General features: G+C 64.3%; 19 protein-coding genes and 1 tRNA gene. 10 read left to right on the forward strand and 10 right to left on the reverse strand.

The features are described from left to right. Window positions 1-71: 71 nt before the first annotated feature. A complete protein-coding gene (locus BM348_RS12030) occupies window positions 72-266 on the reverse strand; it encodes a XapX domain-containing protein (RefSeq protein WP_092905047.1) in 195 nt (64 codons plus the stop codon). 259 nt (window positions 267-525) lie between these two features. Between BM348_RS12030 and BM348_RS12035 the strand changes: the two genes are divergently transcribed. Beyond that, window positions 526-750, forward strand: coding sequence for a MarR family transcriptional regulator (locus tag BM348_RS12035; protein ID WP_092905048.1), 225 nt, complete (start codon window positions 526-528; stop codon window positions 748-750). A 55-nt stretch (window positions 751-805) separates the two neighbouring features. On the opposite strand, the gene BM348_RS12040 is transcribed toward BM348_RS12035, so the two are convergent. Further along, the gene (locus BM348_RS12040) at window positions 806-1,621 is read right to left on the reverse strand and encodes an HD domain-containing protein (protein WP_092905049.1); all 816 of its coding nucleotides are present in this window, start codon (window positions 1,619-1,621) and stop codon (window positions 806-808) included. An 84-nt stretch (window positions 1,622-1,705) separates the two neighbouring features. Next, window positions 1,706-2,185 (reverse strand): redoxin domain-containing protein, encoded by a 480-nt coding sequence (locus tag BM348_RS12045; protein WP_092905050.1) that lies wholly within the window; start codon window positions 2,183-2,185, stop codon window positions 1,706-1,708. A gap of 451 nt (window positions 2,186-2,636) precedes the next feature. Between BM348_RS12045 and BM348_RS12050 the strand changes: the two genes are divergently transcribed. Then, window positions 2,637-2,963 (forward strand): Sec-independent protein translocase subunit TatA/TatB, encoded by a 327-nt coding sequence (locus BM348_RS12050; protein ID WP_092905051.1) that lies wholly within the window; start codon window positions 2,637-2,639, stop codon window positions 2,961-2,963. A 15-nt stretch (window positions 2,964-2,978) separates the two neighbouring features. Beyond that, a tRNA-Arg gene (locus tag BM348_RS12055) sits at window positions 2,979-3,051 on the forward strand. A 413-nt stretch (window positions 3,052-3,464) separates the two neighbouring features. On the opposite strand, the gene BM348_RS12060 is transcribed toward BM348_RS12055, so the two are convergent. The 7 genes from BM348_RS12060 to BM348_RS12085 form a co-directional block, all read right to left on the reverse strand. Further along, complete coding sequence (locus BM348_RS12060) at window positions 3,465-4,358, reverse strand: hypothetical protein (RefSeq protein WP_092905052.1); 894 nt, start codon at window positions 4,356-4,358, stop codon at window positions 3,465-3,467. Window positions 4,359-4,425: 67 nt separating this feature from the next. Beyond that, window positions 4,426-4,584, reverse strand: a complete 159-nt coding sequence (locus tag BM348_RS21360) for a hypothetical protein (RefSeq protein ID WP_175507172.1) — start codon at window positions 4,582-4,584, stop codon at window positions 4,426-4,428. Between the two features lie 221 nt (window positions 4,585-4,805). Then, window positions 4,806-5,201, reverse strand: coding sequence for a helix-turn-helix transcriptional regulator (locus BM348_RS12065; RefSeq protein ID WP_092905053.1), 396 nt, complete (start codon window positions 5,199-5,201; stop codon window positions 4,806-4,808). A gap of 191 nt (window positions 5,202-5,392) precedes the next feature. Beyond that, on the reverse strand, window positions 5,393-5,623 hold the full coding sequence (locus BM348_RS12070; RefSeq protein ID WP_092905054.1) for a SelT/SelW/SelH family protein: 231 nt from the start codon (window positions 5,621-5,623) through the stop codon (window positions 5,393-5,395). Window positions 5,624-5,693: 70 nt separating this feature from the next. Then, the gene (gene surE / locus BM348_RS12075; RefSeq protein ID WP_092905055.1) at window positions 5,694-6,485 is read right to left on the reverse strand and encodes a 5'/3'-nucleotidase SurE; all 792 of its coding nucleotides are present in this window, start codon (window positions 6,483-6,485) and stop codon (window positions 5,694-5,696) included. Window positions 6,486-6,536: 51 nt separating this feature from the next. Beyond that, on the reverse strand, window positions 6,537-8,066 hold the full coding sequence (locus tag BM348_RS12080) for a small ribosomal subunit Rsm22 family protein (protein ID WP_092905566.1): 1,530 nt from the start codon (window positions 8,064-8,066) through the stop codon (window positions 6,537-6,539). A gap of 2 nt (window positions 8,067-8,068) precedes the next feature. Beyond that, a complete protein-coding gene (locus BM348_RS12085; RefSeq protein WP_092905056.1) occupies window positions 8,069-8,887 on the reverse strand; it encodes a prephenate dehydrogenase/arogenate dehydrogenase family protein in 819 nt (272 codons plus the stop codon). Window positions 8,888-9,069: 182 nt separating this feature from the next. Here BM348_RS12085 and BM348_RS12090 point away from each other — a divergent pair, with 182 nt between their 5' ends. The 7 genes from BM348_RS12090 (at window position 9,070) to BM348_RS12120 (ending at window position 19,073) form a co-directional block, all read left to right on the forward strand. Continuing rightward, on the forward strand, window positions 9,070-9,522 hold the full coding sequence (locus BM348_RS12090) for a universal stress protein (RefSeq protein ID WP_092905057.1): 453 nt from the start codon (window positions 9,070-9,072) through the stop codon (window positions 9,520-9,522). 76 nt (window positions 9,523-9,598) lie between these two features. Next, window positions 9,599-10,045 carry a universal stress protein gene (locus tag BM348_RS12095; protein WP_092905058.1) on the forward strand — a complete coding sequence of 149 codons (447 nt, stop codon included), beginning with the start codon at window positions 9,599-9,601 and terminating at the stop codon, window positions 10,043-10,045. 128 nt (window positions 10,046-10,173) lie between these two features. Next, a complete protein-coding gene (gene acs / locus BM348_RS12100) occupies window positions 10,174-12,147 on the forward strand; it encodes an acetate--CoA ligase (RefSeq protein WP_092905568.1) in 1,974 nt (657 codons plus the stop codon). A 153-nt stretch (window positions 12,148-12,300) separates the two neighbouring features. Next, entirely contained in the window at window positions 12,301-14,622 is a 2,322-nt protein-coding gene (locus BM348_RS12105) for a bacterio-opsin activator domain-containing protein (protein ID WP_092905059.1), read from the forward strand. Between the two features lie 281 nt (window positions 14,623-14,903). Then, on the forward strand, window positions 14,904-16,880 hold the full coding sequence (gene acs, locus BM348_RS12110) for an acetate--CoA ligase (protein WP_092905060.1): 1,977 nt from the start codon (window positions 14,904-14,906) through the stop codon (window positions 16,878-16,880). A 58-nt stretch (window positions 16,881-16,938) separates the two neighbouring features. Further along, the gene (locus BM348_RS12115) at window positions 16,939-17,385 is read left to right on the forward strand and encodes a DUF4212 domain-containing protein (protein WP_092905061.1); all 447 of its coding nucleotides are present in this window, start codon (window positions 16,939-16,941) and stop codon (window positions 17,383-17,385) included. Continuing rightward, window positions 17,382-19,073, forward strand: a complete 1,692-nt coding sequence (locus BM348_RS12120) for a VC_2705 family sodium/solute symporter (protein ID WP_092905062.1) — start codon at window positions 17,382-17,384, stop codon at window positions 19,071-19,073. Before BM348_RS12115 ends, BM348_RS12120 begins: the two co-directional genes overlap by 4 nt. The last annotated feature ends 3 nt before the right edge of the window (window positions 19,074-19,076 follow it).

The following is a 19,076-nucleotide window of genomic DNA, read 5'->3' on the forward strand; positions in this document are numbered from 1 at the left end:
CGCACAGGTGGGTACTCCCGTCTCGAGAACGCGGCGTTCCGTCTCGGGTTGGGTTTGGGTCCGATCGCTTCTTACCAGCCGATGGCCTCTACCATGTCCACGCCGACGCCGAGATGCTCGATGACCTTGTACCCGACGTAGATCCCGACGATGCCCATTATTCCGGGGAGCTCCGGCGGAGCCGGAATCGGGACGTTGAGAAATCGGAACAGCGCGCCGGTCGCCACCCCGACCAGGAGTGCGATGACAGTGAGTTGGGTCGACATTCACCTCTTACTCCCAAATCGGTGTACAAAAATCGGTCCGTCTGACTCTCCCGGCCGTAGAACATCTGATACCCGGTAACAGTGCACATCGATTCGACGATTCCCGAAATCGGTTGCGCAGGCAGGCGTCCGGCGACGTGGCTCATATCGACGACCGACGAATTCCGTTACGACACGTCGCAGTCGCCCGTTTTCCCCGCCTGTTTTCGACGATCGTTGTAGTGTAGATTTATTATCGTCGAAACAGACAGCATCGAGTATGACACGCTCAGCGACGACGACTCTCGACGCGTCGATCCCGACCGATCTCGACTCCGCGCGGGCCAAACTCGTCTATCTCTATCTCGCTGCGACCGGCGGCGCGACTGCTGACGACCTCTGTGACGATCTCGAAGTCACGAAGGGGACCGTCCTCTCGATCGCGGGAACCCTTCAAGAGCGCGGGTATCTCGAGCGACGGGACGGCCGATACGAACTCGCGTAGGTGCTTTGACAGCGCCTCGAGCGAAGTGCCGATACTGACTCGCGGCGCTCGCTGACTACAGTTCGATCCGTTCAACGAGCTGATCGCGATTCTCGTTCGTGTTGACGGCGACGATACGGATCTCGTCCTCGAGACCCGATCCGCGAAGCTTCGCTTTCAGGAGGTTGTCGACCTGATAGACGCCGGCGGCGTTCGTCATCTCGATCTCGACCATGACCGGTCGACTCTCGCCCTCGTGTAACGACACGCGGTTGATCGCCTGACTCGAGAGCGTGTTGATCCCGCGCCCGCCCTGTTCGTAGGGGATCCGCGATCGACCGCGTTCCATGTCCAGTGCGTCCGCGACGCGGATGATCCCGCCCTCGGTCGTCAGCGGCGTTTCGGCGGTGTGATGACAGATGATCGCGTGGAGGACCTCGCCTTTCATCCGAACGCAGTCCGCGAGGTCGTAGAACTCCGGTAACACCCGATCGAGGACGTCGGCCGCGAGGGGGATTGAGTAGTAGGCGTGTTGGTCGCGATGGACGACGTGCCCAATGTCGTGTAGCGTCGCCGCGAGGGTGATGATCACCGACTCGTCGGCTTCGGAGAGGCCCTGCTGGCTCGCCCCGTTGAACTCGACGCTCCCGGCCTTGAGTAGATCGTACAGACAGAGCGCGCGGTTGCGAACGATCTCGATGTGTTTCGCGCCGTGATCGTTGTACCCCTTTCGATCAACTGCGTTGACGTTCTGGGCCTCGAGATAGGTCTGAATCTCCTCGTCGGTCGTGACGAACTCGAGCACCTCGTTGCACTTGTCGTCGGGAAAGTGGTGCTCCTCGTCGGGGACGTAGACGCGGCGAGTGTCCTCGGTCGCTGAAGCGTCGCTCATATGCGGTGGTCGCCTGCGGAGTAAAAAAGCCCTCCGCCAGTCGGAACCGTCGAACTGGCGGCCAATCGGACTCGAGTTCGTCGATCAGGACGCGTCGGCGACCGCGTCTTCGACTTCGGCGTACTCCGGTTCGACGCCCGGATCATCCGTCACCCACGAGTAGGTGATTTCGCCGTCGCCGTTGATCACGAAGACGGAGCGTTTTGCGACGCCGTGGACGCCGAGGTCGTCGAAGTCCATGCGAATGTCGTAGTCGTCGATGATCTCCTTTTCGAAGTCGCTCAGCAGGCCGAACTCGAGGTCGTTCTGGTCGCGGAACTCGTTGAGCGAGAACGGGGAGTCGACGCTGACTCCGTACACCGTCGCGTCGACGTCGTTGAACGCCGAGAGGCGGTCTTGGAACGTACACATCTCGGTCGTACAGACGCCCGTGAACGCGCCGGGGAAGAACGCGAGGACGATCGGGGCCTCGTCAGCGAGGCGGTCCGAGAGCGTAAAGGAGTCGATATCGCCGTTTGCGAGCGGTGCCGTGAAATCTGGTGCAACGTCGCCGGTTTCTGGCATCACTTGAGGTAGTGCGTTGAGCGAAAAGACAGTTTCGTTCGCGAGACAGTCTCGTCGCGTGTTCGATCCCGTTGCGTAACTCGAGCGTACGACTCGCGTTCGGGGCGGATACTGCCCGTCCGAGCTCGATAGTCACGCGCTACGTCCGATCAGGGACCGCACTCTGGTCTCGACTCGCCATCCACACTCTCGGTCTCGCACTGACGTTTCACTCTCCCGCGACGCGCTCGCCCGATTCGGTGCCCACGAGTCCGGGGAGCGACCCAGCGGTTCGATCGGGTTCGCCTCGAGCGGGCCCGAATTGCAGTACTGTACCATCTACGGTCCGCCTTCGAGTGGTCGAAGACCCCGCCGGACGGTATAGCCCCCTCACGCGGGCGTTCAGCCACTCGTTGCCTAGCTATGTGGTCCAAAAAGGTTATAATTGACAGCGGATAAGCCACGCGTAGAGATGGCACTCGAAACTGCACCGCTGTTTGCTCCCATTCCAGGGGGGACGGAACTATTAGTCATCCTTTTCATCGCGATTTTGCTCTTCGGAGCGAACAAGATCCCAAAACTCGCTCGGTCGACGGGAGAGGCGATGGGCGAATTCCAGAAGGGGCGTGAAAAGGTCGAAACTGAACTCGAGGAGATGCGAGAAACCGGTACCTACGACGACGTAGACGACGAGGAGGACGAGGAATCCAACTTCGTCGATACGGAGCCCGTGACTTCCGACGACGACACCGATACCGACTCGGATACCAACACGGAGACGGAAACACAGTCGAACTGACCTGGTTCTCGAACAGGGCGTGTGGCCTAGCGGAGAGGGCAGGAGGTTCCTAACCTTCTGATCGTGGGTTCGAATCCCGCCACGCCCGTGCAGCGAGCCACGAAGTGGCGAGCGAACCGGCATGGCGGGATTCGAATAAGAGAACGGCGAGCGAAGCGAGCCGTTCGCGTCGTTCGAATCCCGCCCGCGCCCATTTTGTTGCAAGTAACTGCGGGGAGTGAAAACGACACCTCGACATTCGAGCAAGATGATGGCAAGTGGAGCGACCCGTTCGAGCAGTTCGAATCACACCCACCAGCCTGCGCGCGCCTCCGTTCGTCGTACGACGGACACGCAATTCGAAGTTGACCGCGCTCGTGCGGGCGAGCAAGTTCCCGGGTCTCGGTTCGAATCCCGTATTGTGACTCGAGTCACTGAACCACCGGTACTGGCCGAGGTTTCGAAACTATTCTCGAGCACGGATCGGCGTCGAAAAGCGCTCGAAGACTGCGCTCCTCGAGGTCACTCGTCGACGTCGAGTACAGTTAACAGCTCCGCGTGGTCGCTCGAGTCGGCCTCGATATCGGCCGAGTCCTCGAGCAGGCGATCGGTGAAATGGCGTCGGGCCGCCGGATCGCGAGCGATCTCGGTCTGGAGGGAGTCGACTTTCTCGCGGTCCGCGCTCGCGCTTCGGTTGATCCACATTCTCAGATACTCGAAGAAGACATCGTCGTCGTTTCTGGGCGCGACGTCCCTGGTCGCCTCGGTGGCCCACTGTTCGACTCGCATGACGATCGCCTTTCGGTGCGCCCACGGCAGGTCGACGAGCCGGTCGGTGTCGACTCCGACGAACGACTCGGCGGCGGCGGTCGCCTCGACTGTCGACGAATTCGGCGACCCGGATTCGCGGTCCCGGTCGCCCGCAGCGTCTGCTACGAGGACGTCGACCGTCTCCCAGCGTCGCAGCGGGATTTCGCCCTCGCGCTCGGTCCGGTAGAGATAGTAACCGAACGCAGAGAGCAACAGCGACGTGAAGATAGTCGGAAACGCCGCCAACAGGCCGATCATGATGATCATCGCGCCGTGTGGACCGCGGGGTTTGTACTCGAACGAACGGAAGCCGATCGAGTCGGTCCCGAGGACCGCGGAGATTCGGCCGTCGGTGCCGTTCCCTCCCTCGTCGGTATCGCCCCTCGTCCCGTCGGAACGCGAGCGTTCGGATCGGATACCTTCCGGGCCCGCGTCGGCGGCTGCCCCCGAGTCGAGTCGATCCGTCTCGAGTCTCGACTCGAGGCGGTCCTCGATCGATCGGGCCACCGCATCGAGGTCGGCGGTCTCGTACTGACTCGTCTCACTCGCCGGCGCTTCCTCGAGCGTCGACCGGGTGTACTCGAGCCGCGCGGTTCGGTCGCTCATAGGGTTACCGAGAGAACTCCGCTGTATAAGCGTGTTCAGTTATTCCCGGGGTCCGGGAGCCGACCGGTCACGCGTCGGGAATCGTAAACTCGCTCGCACCGCAGTGACAGCCCTGTGGCGACCCGATCGCGTACACGGACCCGTCCTCGAATTTTCGTACGGCGTGGTAGGCGCCACACGCGGTACAGACGCCAAGCGTCTTCGTTACCGATGGCTGTCGTGACATACCCCACCGACTCGAGCGCGCGGTAATGTAACGGTCCGACCGTTCAAATCGATCGACAGTGTTTCTCGAGCGAAATTCACTTTAGCGGGACTATCAGCTCGATTGCTCGAGTTGCAAGTATACGCGGTGAGATCCGGTCCAACGGCTAGGATGGGCGGAATTCACGCCTATCGGTCCGGTCGAACCGACCTGACACCGTTCGAACGGCGCTTCGAGCCGATTTACTCGTTCAAATGCGATCGGTACCCTTTCGGCTCGAACCCGCGCCGGCAGATGACGCGCTTGCGCCCGACGCTTACGGCGCTGACTTCGTCGTCGTTTTCCATGTCGTCGATGACGTCCATTAGGTGTTCCTGGGTCCAGCCGGTCTCCTCGAGGACGGTGTTTTCGTCGACGCGGCCGCCGCGCTTGACGAGCATTCTGAGTACCTTGTCCTCGTCCGGCAGCTCCCGTTCGTCGACGCCGTACTCCACCTGTTCGGCGTAGCTCAACGTTTCGTCCGCGTCGGTCGCCGAGCGGTCGGTCTCGTCCGCAGACGACCCCTCGGACGTGCTCGCGTCGGATTCGCCGCTCTTCCAGAGCGACGACAGCCGGGTCCAGATCGCATCAAATGGCATACGTATTACCCTCCACAGAGATACTCGGTAGTCAGGCGTACTTCTCCCGTCGTCTTGTGTTTTTCGCGTTTCATATGTAATCCTCGTCGCTGTAATCGGTCTCGTCTACGGTGACGCCCAGGACGGCGAAAGCCGCCAGCCTTGCGACGTGCAAGGTGACTACGTGGTCGTCAGTTCCGACAGGTCAGCGGTCACAAACGTGTGCGAACCTCTCGCACGATATCGTCGACGTCGTAGCTGTCGGTCGATTTGTCGAACACGACGTCGCCGTCACATCGGACGACGAACACGCCGTCGGCACCCGTCTCGAGCGTGACCGACTCGAGTTGTTGACCGAACGACGTCAAGAGCGCGCGCTGGACGTCGATCGCCCGCGAGAGGAACCCGCACGGGACGCAGTACTCGATTTCGACCGTTGCCATATGCGTCCGTTCGCGACCCTGCTACAAATCATACCGGGTCTCGTGCCACCGTGTGACCGCGAGTCGCGGCTCACCGACGACGGCTTCGGTAGCGCTCGACGAGGTGCTCGAGCGTCTCGTGGTGGTTCGTCGTGTGCGGCGCGGTCAACGGCGAGATACTGATTCGTCCGTTGACGATGGCGTGGCGGTCGGTCCCCGGCGGGTCGGAGATCGATTCAGGGTCCATCTCCTCCCAGACGCGGTCCCGGAGTCGAATCGAGCCGTCGTTCATCGTGGCGTCCATCTCGTAGCGTTTCGACGGGCGGGTGATCTCGACGTCCGCCGGCGCGCCGTCGGGCATCGGCACGTTGACGTTGAGATACGCCGCGTGCTCGAAGATCGCCGTCTCGAGGGCGTGCTCGGCCAGAAAGGACGTGATCCGCGTCGCCTCTGCGAACGACTCGGCCTCGAGGACGATCTCGTCGAACGAACGGTCACCGGTCGCGGGGACGTACAGCGAGGTCGCGATCGCGGGCACGTCGAAGAAGGCCGCCTCGACGGCGGCGCTGATCGTTCCCGACCGGCCGAGCACGTACTCGCCGAGGTTCGCGCCGCCGTTACAGCCCGAGACCACGAGGTCGGGTTCCGGACCGAGTTCGGCCAGCCCCGCGACGACGCAGTCGGAGGGCGTCCCCTCGAGCGCGTAGCCGAGTTCGTGATCGAACACGTCCGCCTCGTGGGAGATCGATCGACCGACCGCGCTCTGATCGGAACGGGGCGCGACGACGGTGACGTTCGCGACCGCAGACAGCGCGTCGTAGAGCGCCCGAATGCCGGGGCTGTCGATCCCGTCGTCGTTCGTCAGCAGGATCTCGAGGGCCATATCGGTTCGCTCGAAGGGAATCAGGAAAAGCCCACCGTTTGGGAACTCGGCTCAGACGAGGCGATCGACGACGGTCTCTTCGTCCACGACGAGGTTGTACGCGCCCTCGTCGTCGTTCCAGAGCGCGAGCGCGCCGTCGAACGAGCAGACCTCCCCGTAGTCGGCTTCGATCAGCGCGCGGTTCATCGCCGTCTCGTTCGTGAGGACCGCGTAGTGCTCGACGTCCTCGCTGCCGTCGCTGATCTTGAAGACGGGATTGGCCGAACCCCGCCCCTCGTCGTCGCTCAGCGAGTGGCTCAGCTTCGCGGCGACGAGGTCGATCCGGTTCGGCACGTGGCGGTCCATCTCGGCCATCTTGGCCCACGACCCCGACTCGAGCGACAGATCGATTTCGCGCTTTCCGTCGCGTCGCAGAATCGAGGCGGAAAACTGGACGTCGACGTTGACGAACTCGCCGGGCGCGTACGCCTCGTCGGTTTCGTCGGCGGCGTCCTCGAGCCGTCGTTGAAACGTCGGGACCGCGAGGTCGGGCCGGACGTCGAACGACCAGCCGCGATCGGAGGGCCGTTCGCCCGGCCAGAGCCGAACGGCGGGCCCGTAGACGGTGATCGTCTCGCCCTCGCGGTTCGACGGGTCCGCCTGTCGCCATCCGAGCGTCTCTCCCGCTCCGATCGCGTCGTCTTCGACCCGCCGCTCGAGCCGGCGAAGCTGGATGCTCGTCTGCTTGTCCGCCGGGGCAATCGCGACCACCGCCCCGTCGGGCGCGAGTACCTCCATCGCGGACCTGAGGACGGTCTCCGGCTCCTCGAGTTCGCTCAGGACGTTCGCGATCACGACGAGGTCGAAGCCGTCGTCCGCTCGCGTCGGATCGAACGCCTCGCTGCTCGCGGCGGCCGGATCGAACGTCTCGACGGTCGTTCGATGCACCGTCGTGTGGACGTTTCGGCCCGTCTCCTCGAGGAGTGCCTCGAGCACGTCCGCCGCGGCGGCACTCGGCTCGACCGCGTGGTACTCGAGTAGCGAGTCGTCGGGCAGGAAGTCCGCCAGTCCGAGCGCGGGGCCGCCGACGCCGGCGCCGATATCGAGCACGCGGAGGTTTCGCCCGAGCAAACCGCGCGCCGCCAGCGAATCGAGGGCGTACTGCGTAGCGGCGTAGTAGCCCGGCAGGTGATAGATCGCGTACCCGGCCGCGACGTCTTCGTCGTACTCGACGGGCGCGCCCTCGAGGTACTGCGCTTTGAACCGGCGGATCGTCGAGCGGAGGAGATCGCCCGCCGCGCCCTCGGCCCAGTTCGGCCCGTACCGGTCCGCCAGAAGCGACTCCACCCGCTTTTCGTACGCCGGCGGAAACCGCTCGACGGGCCCACGACGGGGCGAAACCGGGTCGTCGCCGGCGGGGACGAAGGTGCCGTCCTCTCGCTCTAACAACTCGAGGTCCGCCGCCTGTTCGCGCAGATCCTGCCGGACGACGGCGGGGTGGGGCGTGTCCTCGACGTACTCGCAGATCTCCTCCGGATCGATCGGTCTGACGTTGCGGAGGTACTTCGCGTTCGACCGGACGGCCTCGCGTCGCTCGCTCACGTTCATTCCGGATCGCCTCCCTCGTGGCTCGCGTCGGCGGCGTCGGCGGTCCGATCCCTGTCCGCAACCGACCCCGGCGTCGTATCCTCGCGCCACCGTTCAGCGATCGACTCGTACAGCCGTTCGAACTCCTCGCCGTCCGCCTCGGCGATCTGTGCCGCGGCGTCGGCGACGGCGTCCGCGCCGTCGAAGGTCCGCTGAATCTCCCCGTAGACGTGCGGGGTTCCGCCCGTCACCGTCTTCGCGAGGTCCTCGATACCGTCGTAGACCGGCGTTTCGAACCCGTCGGGAACCTCCCGAGCGGCGAGCGCGAACGCGAGGATCGCCGCGTGGGTCCGTGCCTGAATCGTCTCCATGGCCTCGTCGTGTTCCGCGACCGTCGTCTCGAGCAGGTCGTTCCCGGCGGCCGTGAGGTCCTCGAGCAACCGCTCGGTCGTCTGCCCGTTCGCTTCGCGAACGACCGCGACCGTCCCCGGTGCCCGCTCGGGGGCGAAAAGCGGGTGGAGACTGACGCGCTCGATATCGCTCGCGTGGGCGTTCATCGCTTCGATCGGAGCCGCCATCACGCCCGACACGTCGAGGATCGCCCGCTCTGCGACCGGCGCGTACTCGGCGACCGCCTCGCCGACGTGGGCCATCGGGACGGCGAGACAGACGGCGTCGTACCCCCCTTCGTTCTCGAGATCCGCGACGCGTCCGTTCGTCGCCGCCGCTGCGTCCGCCGCAGCGTCGGGATCGATATCCGTGTACGCGATCGTCGCGTCGACGGCGCTACCGAACCAGGTCCCCATCGATCCGCCGCCGACGATCAGTACGTCCATCGGAACCCACTACCCGCCGACGTTGCAAAAACGGTTCGATCGACGGCGTTTCGGGCGCTCGAAAGCGTACGAGGGCGGTCGAGTCGTCGACGAATCCTCGGCGCTCGCCGATTGGAAGACGGCGTTCTCCGATCGACGGACCGGGGAATGGTTCTTTCACCGTGGCACCCATCCCTGCGGGTATGTACGACTCGATTCTCGTGGGGACCGACGGGAGCGACGACGCCTCGGCCGCCGTGCGAGACGCCGTGTCGCTGGCTCGAGCGCTCGAGGTCCCGCTGTACGGCGTCGCCGTCGTCGAAACCCGAACGGCGTACGATACCGGCCTCGTCGACCCCGAGGAGGCCGAAGAACGGCTTCGGGCTCGGGCACAGGACTCCCTCGAGGCCCTCGAGCGGGCGGCGTCGGACGCGGGCGTGTCGGTCACCACGTCGGTGCGGAGCGGGCCGCCCCACGAGGAGATTCTGGCGTACGCCGACGAACGCGACGTCGGGCTGGTCGTCGTCGGCTCACACGGCCGGTCGTCGTTTCGACGGGCGCTACTCGGGAGCACGGTCGATGCGATCCTTCGGCTCTCCGAGCGACCGGTCCTCGTCGTCGACGACGAGGACGCCGCTGCGGGCGACTCGAGCTAATATCTGCCCCGACGGCGTCACGGGGGCGGCCCGGTCGGGGCGAAGGTTTACTGTCGTCGTCGTGAATTACCGCACTATGACACTACTCGCTCCCTACGACGGGTCGGAGCTGGCGACCAGCGCGCTCGAGAAGGCGACCGAGTTCAGCGACATGTTAGACGAGGAACTCGTCGTCCTGACGGTGATTCCTGACGACGCGGAGTACGCACAGGAACGCGGCTGGATCACTCGAGGCGAGCCGTTCGACGCCGATGCCATCGCCGACGGTATCCGCGACCGCGCGCTGTCGGTCGCGCCGTCGGCGACGTTCCGAACCGAACGGGTCGACTCGGACGAGCCGACCGCGACGGCGACTACGGACGTCGTCCGCGCGATTCGACTCGTCGCCGGGGAACTCGAGGCCTCCGTCGTCTTCATCGGCTCGGAGAACGCCGGCTCGGTCATCGCGCCGCTCTCGAGCGTCGGCAGCCCCGTCGCGAACGACCAGCGCTACGACGTGTACGTCGTTCGGCACACGGACTGAGTCGGATCGACGGTTGGTCGGTGAGTACGACGCCGCAGGGCGTTCGCCGGCGGAGCGACGAAACCGGCAAGAAACACGCAAGTCGACAGAACGTTTATTCGTCTCTCGTCCGTCGATTGGAACAAGATATGGTCGACCCGAACGGGTGGGACCGAGACGTGTCCGCGCCCACCGGCCCGCAACACAGCCCGCCGGACTCGTTCGTTTCGCAGGCGAACGTCTCCGACGCCGACGTGTACGCGACGTTCGAAGACACCTGGCCGGAGTGTTGGGAACGGGCGGCCGAGTTGCTCGAGTGGGACCGTTCCTACGACACCGTTCTCGAGACAGCGGACGCGCCCTTTTACCGCTGGTTCGATGGCGGTCGGCTCAACGCGTCGTACAACTGCCTCGACCGTCACGTCGAGTCGGGGCGGAAGAACCACGCCGCGATCCGCTGGGAGGGAAAACACGGCGAGACGCGGACCTACACCTACCGGGACCTGTACGTCGAGGTCAACGAGTGTGCCGCTGCGTTGCGATCGCTCGGCGTCGAGGAAGACGACGTCGTGACGATCTACCTGCCGATGATCCCGGAGCTGCCGATCGCGATGCTGGCCTGTGCCCGCATCGGCGCGCCCCACTCGGTGGTGTTCGCCGGGCTCTCGGCCGACGCGCTGTCGACGCGCATGGACGCGGCCAGTTCGGAGTACCTGCTCACCTGCGACGGCTACTACCGCCGCGGCGACGCGTTCAACCAAAAGAGCAAGGCCGACAACGCCGTGATCGATCTCGATCAGGACGTCGAGACCGTCGTCGTCGACCGACTCGGCGAGGACCTCCCCCACGTGCTCGGCGAGAACGAACGGGACTATCACGAGTTGCTCGAGGAGTTCTACGGGGAGACGGTCGAGCCGGTCTCGCGCGACGCCGACGACATGCTGTTCGTCATGTACACCTCCGGGACGACGGGCGAACCGAAAGGCGTCGTCCACGCGACCGGGGGGTACCTGACGAACGTCGCCTGGACGAGCCACGCCGTCCTCGACATCAAACCGGAGGACACCTACTGGTGTGCCGCGGACATCGGCTGGATCACCGGCCACTCCTACATCGTCTACGGCCCGCTCGCGCTCGGGACGACCACCGTCCTCTACGAGGGGTCGCCCGACTATCCCGACCGCGATCGACTCTGGGAGATCGTCGACAGGAACGCGGTCGACGTCTTCTATACCGCGCCGACGGCTATCCGCGCGTTCATGAAGTGGGGCGAGGAGTATCCGAATCGCCACGATCTCTCCTCGCTACGCCTGCTCGGGAGCGTCGGCGAGCCGATCAGTCCGCGCCCGTGGGAGTGGTACCACGAGCACGTCGGCAACGGAGACTGCCCAATCGTCGACACCTGGTGGCAGACCGAAACCGGCGGGATCGCCGTCTCGACGCTCCCGGGGGTCGACGAGATGAAACCCGGCGCGGCGGGCCCGTCGCTTCCCGGAATCGACGCTCGAGTCGTCGGCGCCGGCGGCGAGCCCGTCGAGCCAGGTCAGGCGGGCTACCTGACCCTCGCCCAGCCGTGGCCCGGGATGGTCAAGACGCTCTACGAGGGCGACGACCGGTTCGTCGAGGAGTACTGGCGGCGGTTTTCCGATCCCGAGGCCGACGAGTGGGTCTACTTCAGCGGCGACGCGGCCCGGGTCGACGAGGACGGCTACATCACCGTCCTCGGCCGCGTCGACGACGTCATCAACCTCGCGGGTCACCGGCTGAGCACGATGGAGATCGAAGGGGCGATCGCGGACACCGACGGCGTCGCCGAAGCAGCCGTCGTCGGTCGGACCGCCGACTCGAGCGACACCGAAATCTACGCGTACGTGAGCACCGAGCGCCGCGTCGACGACGAGGCGGCCGTCCGTTCTCGGATCGAATCGAGCATCGAAAGTGCGATCGGCCCGCTGGCGCTGCCGGAAGCGATCGTCTTCACGCCGGAACTGCCCAAGACGCGTTCGGGCAAGATACTCCGTCGACTCCTCGAGGACGTGGCGAACGGCGAGGAACTGGGCGATACGAGCGCCCTTCGAAACCCCGAGATCGTCGGCGAAATCCAATCCGCCTCGCGGGAGTGACGGGACCGAACGTGTCGGTCGTTTCGTCTCTCTCGAATCCTCGAAACGAAACTCGAGAGCTGATTCGCTGCTATCGAGTGATCGATTGAAAAGGAGGTGATTCTGGCGAACGAGTCGATACTACTATGTTCGTCGTCGTAGAAAGCGCGAAGCATGACGCTCGCGGAGCCCGATTCGCCGACGCTGACGGCCGACCGGTACGACCGGCTTCTCGAGGCCGCGGAAACGTATCGGGAAGCGCTCGTCGTCAGGCTCTGTGGGGAGGTCGGCGTTCGTCCCGCCGAACTCGCGCGACTCTCGAGCGACGACATCGATCGAGTCGGAACGGATCCGCCGCGATACCTACTCAGGATTCCGCCCGAAGAGAGCGAGTCGAACGCGGGTCTGGAGGCCCCAGCCGAGCGGACGCGGACCGCCTATCTCCCGACTGAAATACGCCGAGAGCTAGAGCGCTACGTTCGGAGCAACGGTATCGGAGACGCGGATCGGATTTTTTCGGTGACGCCGCGACGCCTTCAGATGCTCGTCGCCGACGTCGCCGACCGGGCGGGCGAGCGCGCGAACGACGAGTCGCTCTCGTCCGTCTCCTCGAGCGACCTGCGGCGATACTTCGCGCGATCGTCGCTGGTCGACCACGAGATCGATCCGCGGGTGGTAAAGACGGCGGGTGGATGGCAGAGCTTCGAAGCGCTCGAGGCGTATCTCTCGGAACCGACGGACGAGGCGATCGTAAACGCGTTCGAGACCGTCGAGGACGGAACCCGATCGACCGAGAACACCGCGGTGAGAGACGACGATGGCCTCGTCAAGTCGATACTGGCCGCGACCGATCGGTGTGCGCTCGTTAGACTGGATGCCGACGGCTACGTCGAACGCTGGAACCGAAGCGCCGCGTCGACCCTCGGATTCGACGCCGGCGAGATCGTCGGCACGCACGCGTCCGCTTTTTATGCCGATGACGAATCCGCCCTCGAGAGTAAACTCTCCGAGGCGACGTCCGAGTCGCCCGTCGAGGACGATAGCTGGTTCGTCCGCCGGGACGGGAGTCGCTTTCGAGCGACCGAACTCATCGTTCCCCTCCGCGAAGGGCCGGAAGACGGTGGGTTCGGCCTGCTCGTCCACGATATCTCGACGTATCACGACCGACTCGAGTCAGAACGCTCGAGGAACGATCGACTCGAGGGATTCGACGCGGTCGCCCGTCGATTCCGGGCCGTAGCCCAGGGACTCCTGTCGGCCTCGACCCACGACGAGGTCGAGACCGAGTGCTGTCGCGCCCTCGTCGACGGGCCGGCCTATCGATATGCCTGGATCGATCGGACGGGTCGAACGGGCAAACGGACGAACTGGCGCACCTCGAGCGCTATCAGTCCTGGAGGAGCCGATCGGTTGCGTCCCGATACGTGGGGCGATGGAGCCGCGACGGCCGACGCCAATCGCGGATCGGACACCGGCGGACTCGACGGCGAGTCGGCCTCGAACTCGAGCGGTCGATCCGTCCGTTCCGACGGGAGACCCGACGACGCGGGCGGTCCCAGTGAGACGCCGCCGGCCGGGTCGGATGGCGAGCCGCCAGCCGAACGGACGGTCGTCACGGACGTCGCTGGACGGGTCGACGAGGAGTACGTCGAGGGAACGCTCGCCCGCGTTTGTGTCTCGTACGGGGACACCGTCTACGGGACGCTCTCTGTCGTCACAGACCGCGAGGACGCCTTCGACCGGAACGAACTCGACTGGCTCGAGACGATCGGGCGGCAGGTCGGGTACGCCATCGCGGCCGTTCGCCGGCGCAACCTCCTGCTGTCGGATACAGTCGTCGAACTCGAGTTCGTCTGCCGAGACGAGCAGTCTTTCTTCGTCGACGCGTCCGCCCAGCTCGATTGCCGGTTCGAAATCGACTCGTTCGTCCCCGTCTCCGAGTCGACGCAGCTCTACTACGTGACGCTGCAGGACGGCTCGCCGGCCACGGTGTTCGAACTGGCCGAGTCCGATCCGGGGATCGGCGACTGTCGGTTGATCGAAACCTACGAGGACGGCTGGCGCGTCGAGTTCATCGTCGAGGGCTCGTGTCCGACGCTGACGCTCACCGAGTACGGCGTGACCGTTCTCGAGTCCGTCGTCGAGAATGGGGAGGCGACGATCGCCGCCGAGTGTGCGGGCGGTGCCGATCTCCGGACGATCGTCGACGGGCTGCGCTCGGTCTTTCCGGACTCCGAACTCGCCGGCAAACGAGAGGTCGAACGGACCGTCCAGACGGCCGCCGAGTTCCGTAACGGGCTCGCAGATCGACTCACGGATCGACAGGAATCGGCCCTGCGGGCGGCGTACTTCGGCGGGTACTACGACTGGCCGCGAGAGAGCACCGCCGAGGAGGTCGCGGACGCGATGGGTGTTTCCTCGCCGACGCTGCACAACCACTTGCGGAAGGGACAGCACGAACTTCTCCGGACGTTTTTCGACGCCGGCAGTGAATAACGAGCCGTCGGGTTCGATAACTGTCTCGCGAAAGTAGCCCTGACTCGCGCCTACGTATCTAGACTCGAGACCGAATATCCGCCATGATTGCTGATAGCATACCGTATACGATCCACTCACGATCGCAGGTCTCGGCGGTCCACGGCGTCGAAACCTCGAAGTTCGATAATTGTGCTCCGACAGCAGAGAAATTAATGATATTTAGTTATGTTATTCCGTTGTGGTTTTACACAGCTAGATACTCCGTTTAGTACCCTGGTTCGTCATTGATTGGGTGTACCATGACAGACGAGAACGTCGATCTCGAGGTGCGCCTCGAAGAACAGGAGGCCTTCGAGCCACCGGAATCGTTCGTCGAGCAGGCGAACGTCTCGGACGAGGGGATATACGAGGAGTTCGAGGAGAACTGGCCGGAGTGTTGGGAACGAGCAGCCGACATGCTCGAATGGGACGAGGAGTACGACGACGTACTCGTAGACGACGATGCGCCCTTCTACGAGTGGTTCACCGGCGGACAACTGAACGCGTCGGCCAACTGTCTGGACCGACACGTCGAAGCCGGTCGCGGCGACAACGTCGCGATCGAGTGGGAGGGAGAACTCGGCGAGACACGTACGTACACGTACGACGACCTCCTCGAGGAGGTCGAGGAGTTCGCCGCGACGCTTCGCGATCTCGGCGTGGAGGAAGACGACGTCGTCACGCTGTACCTGCCGATGATCCCGGAGCTGCCGATCGCGATGCTCGCGTGTGCCCGACTGGGCGCGCCTCACTCGGTCGTCTTCGCCGGGTTCTCGGCTGACGCGTTGGCCACCCGGATGAACTCGGCCGACAGCGAGTATCTCGTCACCTGTGATGGGTACTACCGACGCGGCGACGCACTCGATCACATCGAGAAGGCGAACGAGGGCCTCGCAGGCGTCGACCACGAGGTCTCGGACGTCGTCGTCGTCGACCGACTCGGCGACGAACTCGAGCACTCGCTTTCCGACAACCAGCACGATTACGACGACCTCGTCGCGGAGTACGCGGGGGCGTCGGTCGAGCCGGTTTCGCGCGACGCCGAGGACATGCTGTTCCTGATGTACACGTCGGGAACGACGGGGAAACCGAAGGGCGTGAAACACACGACCGGTGGATACCTCTCCTACGCCGCCTGGACGAGCCACGCCGTCCTCGACATCGAGGCCGACGACACCTACTGGTGTTCGGCCGACATCGGCTGGATCACCGGTCATTCGTACATCGTCTACGGCCCGCTCGCGCTTGGGACGACCTCGGTGATGTACGAGGGAACGCCGGATTACCCGGAGAAAGACCGCATGTGGGAGATCGTCGAGAAGAACGACGTCGACATCTTCTACACCGCGCCGACGGCGATCCGCGCGTTCATGAAGTGGGGCGCTGAGTACCCACAGGAACACGACCTCTCCTCGCTTCGACTGCTGGGGACGGTCGGCGAACCGATCAACCCGCGCGCCTGGAAATGGTACTACAAACACATCGGCAACGAGGAGTGTCCGATCGTCGACACCTGGTGGCAGACCGAAACTGGCGGCATGATGATCACGACGCTGCCGGGAATCGGCACGATGAAGCCGGGATCGGCCGGACCGCCGCTGCCGGGGATCGACGGACGGATCGTCGACGTCGACGGAAACCGGGTCGAATCCGGTAACGCGGGCTATCTGACGGTCGATCAGCCCTGGCCCGGAATGCTTCGCACGCTCTATCAGAACGACGACCGCTTCATCGAGGAGTACTGGTCCGAGTACTCGGATCCCGATTCCGACGAGTGGGTCTACTTCCCCGAGGACGGCGCGAAGATAGACGATGACGGCTATATCACCGTTCTCGGCCGGGTCGACGACGTCATCAACGTCTCGGGCCACCGGCTCGGAACGATGGAGATCGAAAGCGCGATCGTCGGCGTCGAAGGCGTCGCCGAGGCCGCCGTCGTCGGCGGCGACCACGAGGTCAAAGGCGAGGCCGTCTACGTCTACGCCATCACCGAAGACGGCTACGAAGAGGGCGACGAACTCGAGGAGCGCGTCGTCGAGGGGGTCCTCGAGTCGATCGGCCCGATCGCGAAACCGGAGGAGGTAATCTTCACGCCGGAATTACCGAAAACGCGCTCGGGCAAAATCATGCGGCGACTGCTAGAAGACATCGCGAGCGGCAACGAACTCGGGAACACCTCGACGTTGCGAAATCCCGAGATCGTCGACGACATCGCTGCACAGGTAGATAGCGACTAAGACAACCCGCTCGATTTTCAAAAATACCACTCGAGGGGGAACTACGATTCACAGACATATGCCAGATAATAACACTCACGACTCGACTGACAAACGGGCTGCAACGGACGGGGGGGTCGCCGGACAGGCTGGCCAATCCCATCGAAATACGGACTACCTCAGTTCGGAGGTCAACCTCCTGAACCCGAGCACGCCGTTCATGCGCGATCACCTTCGCATCGTCTGGACGGGATTCATCATCTGGGTACTCGCCGTGTTCGGTCCGGTGACGGCGACGTACGTCGCCACCGACGCGATGACGGTCCAGATGCCAGTGCTCGGCTTCCCGCTCCATTACTTCCTCGTCGCGTTCGGTGCGCCGACGAGCGCGTTGATCCTCTCGTTCTGGTATTCGCGCAAGCGAGACGCGTTAGACGAGAAGTATGGCATCGATCACGCAACCGTTGAGGGAACCGACCACGGGAGCGGTGACGCGGCGGCCGCTGACGGGGGTGTCAACGAATGACGGGGGTTTCGTTCGTGCCGCTTCAAGAGAGTCTCCTTCCGGAGTCACTCAACATCTCGTTCAAGCTCCTCCCGGCTCTGCTCGTCCTCGGGATGCTCGGACTGTTCCTCGCGATCGGCTTCGTCTTCCGCGTGGCAGACACCGAAGACATGTGGGTCGCCGGCCGTTCGATCGGGAACTTAGAGAACGGGATGGCGATCGGTGCGAACTGGATGTCGGCGGCGTCCTATCTCGGGATGGCGGCCTCGATCGCACTGGCGGGCTTTTACGGGCTCGTGTACGTCGTCGGCTGGACGACGGGGTACTTCATCCTGCTCATCTTCATGGCCGCGCAACTGCGCCGATTCGGGAAATACACCGCGCCGGACTTCGTCGGCGACCGCTTCAACTCCGACAGCGCGCGCGCCATCGCGGCCGTGACGACGTTCCTCATCGGCTTCGTCTACGCCATCGGGCAGGCGAAGGGGATGGCCCTGGTCGGCCTGTACATCTTCGGCGACTACGGCGGCCTCATTCCCGGCCTCGACGGCTACCAGGTGATGGTCGTCGCCATGATGGTCATCACCGTCGGCTACCTCACCCTGTCGGGCATGATGGGTGCCACGAAGAACCAGGCCGTCCAGTACGTCATCCTCATTCTGGCGTTCGTCGTCGGCCTCTTCGTCGTCGGCTACACGAACGGCTACTCGACGGTGCTTCCCCAGCTCGAGTACGGAATGTTGATAAACGACCTCGGCAGCGAGTTCAGCGAACCGTTCACGGACTCGAGTTACTACCTCTGGATCGCGACGACGTTCTCGCTGATCGTCGGGACCTGCGGATTGCCCCACGTGCTGGTGCGGTTCTACACGGTCGAGAGCGAGCGAACGGCCCGCTGGTCGACCGTCTGGGGGCTGTTCTTCATCTGCATCCTCTACTGGAGCGCCCCCGCGTTCGCGGCGTTCGGGACCGACCTCTACAGTCAGAACGTCGGCCCGACCTACGGCGATCCGGGGATGACCAGTGCGGCCAGTGAGGTCATCGTCGTGCTGGCGGCCCAGCTGTCGAACCTGCCCCAGTGGTTCGTCGGCATCGTCGCGGCAGGCGGTATCGCAGCAGCTATCGCGACGGTCGCCGGCCTCTTCATCGCCGGTTCCTCGGCGATCAGCCACGACATCTACACGAACATCATCAACGAGGACGCGACCCAGCGCCAGCAGATCCTCGTCGGTCGCCTCTCGATCGTCGCTCTCGGCGTGCTGACGACGCTCGCCGCGCTCGACCCCGCGTCGTCGATCGCCGCGCTCGTCGGCTACGCGTTCGCGCTCGCCGGTTCCGTGCTGTTCCCGATGTTCTTCCTTGGAATGTGGTGGGAGAACGCAAACCGTCAGGGCGCGCTCGCCGGCATGATCACTGGACTGGTCGGCTGGTCGATCCCGATGATAAACGAGATCGTCCCGAACTACGTGGGCGGCCTCGAGGCCCCGCTGTCGGCGGGTCTGGCACAGTGGATGCCCGCGATCGGCTCGGCGCTGATTACCTTGCCGATCGTCTTCGCGGTCACCATCGTCGTTTCGCTGGTGACCGAGGAGCCGGACATGGAGACCAAGCGGATCGTGCGGCAGTGTCACAGTCCCGAGCCGATGCGCCAGCAACAGACTGCAGAAGACGTCGTAACCGACGGGGGCGAGACCCCCGCGGACGACTGAACC

The sequence above is a fragment of the Halostagnicola kamekurae genome, assembly GCF_900116205.1.
Taxonomy (GTDB): domain Archaea; phylum Halobacteriota; class Halobacteria; order Halobacteriales; family Natrialbaceae; genus Halostagnicola; species Halostagnicola kamekurae.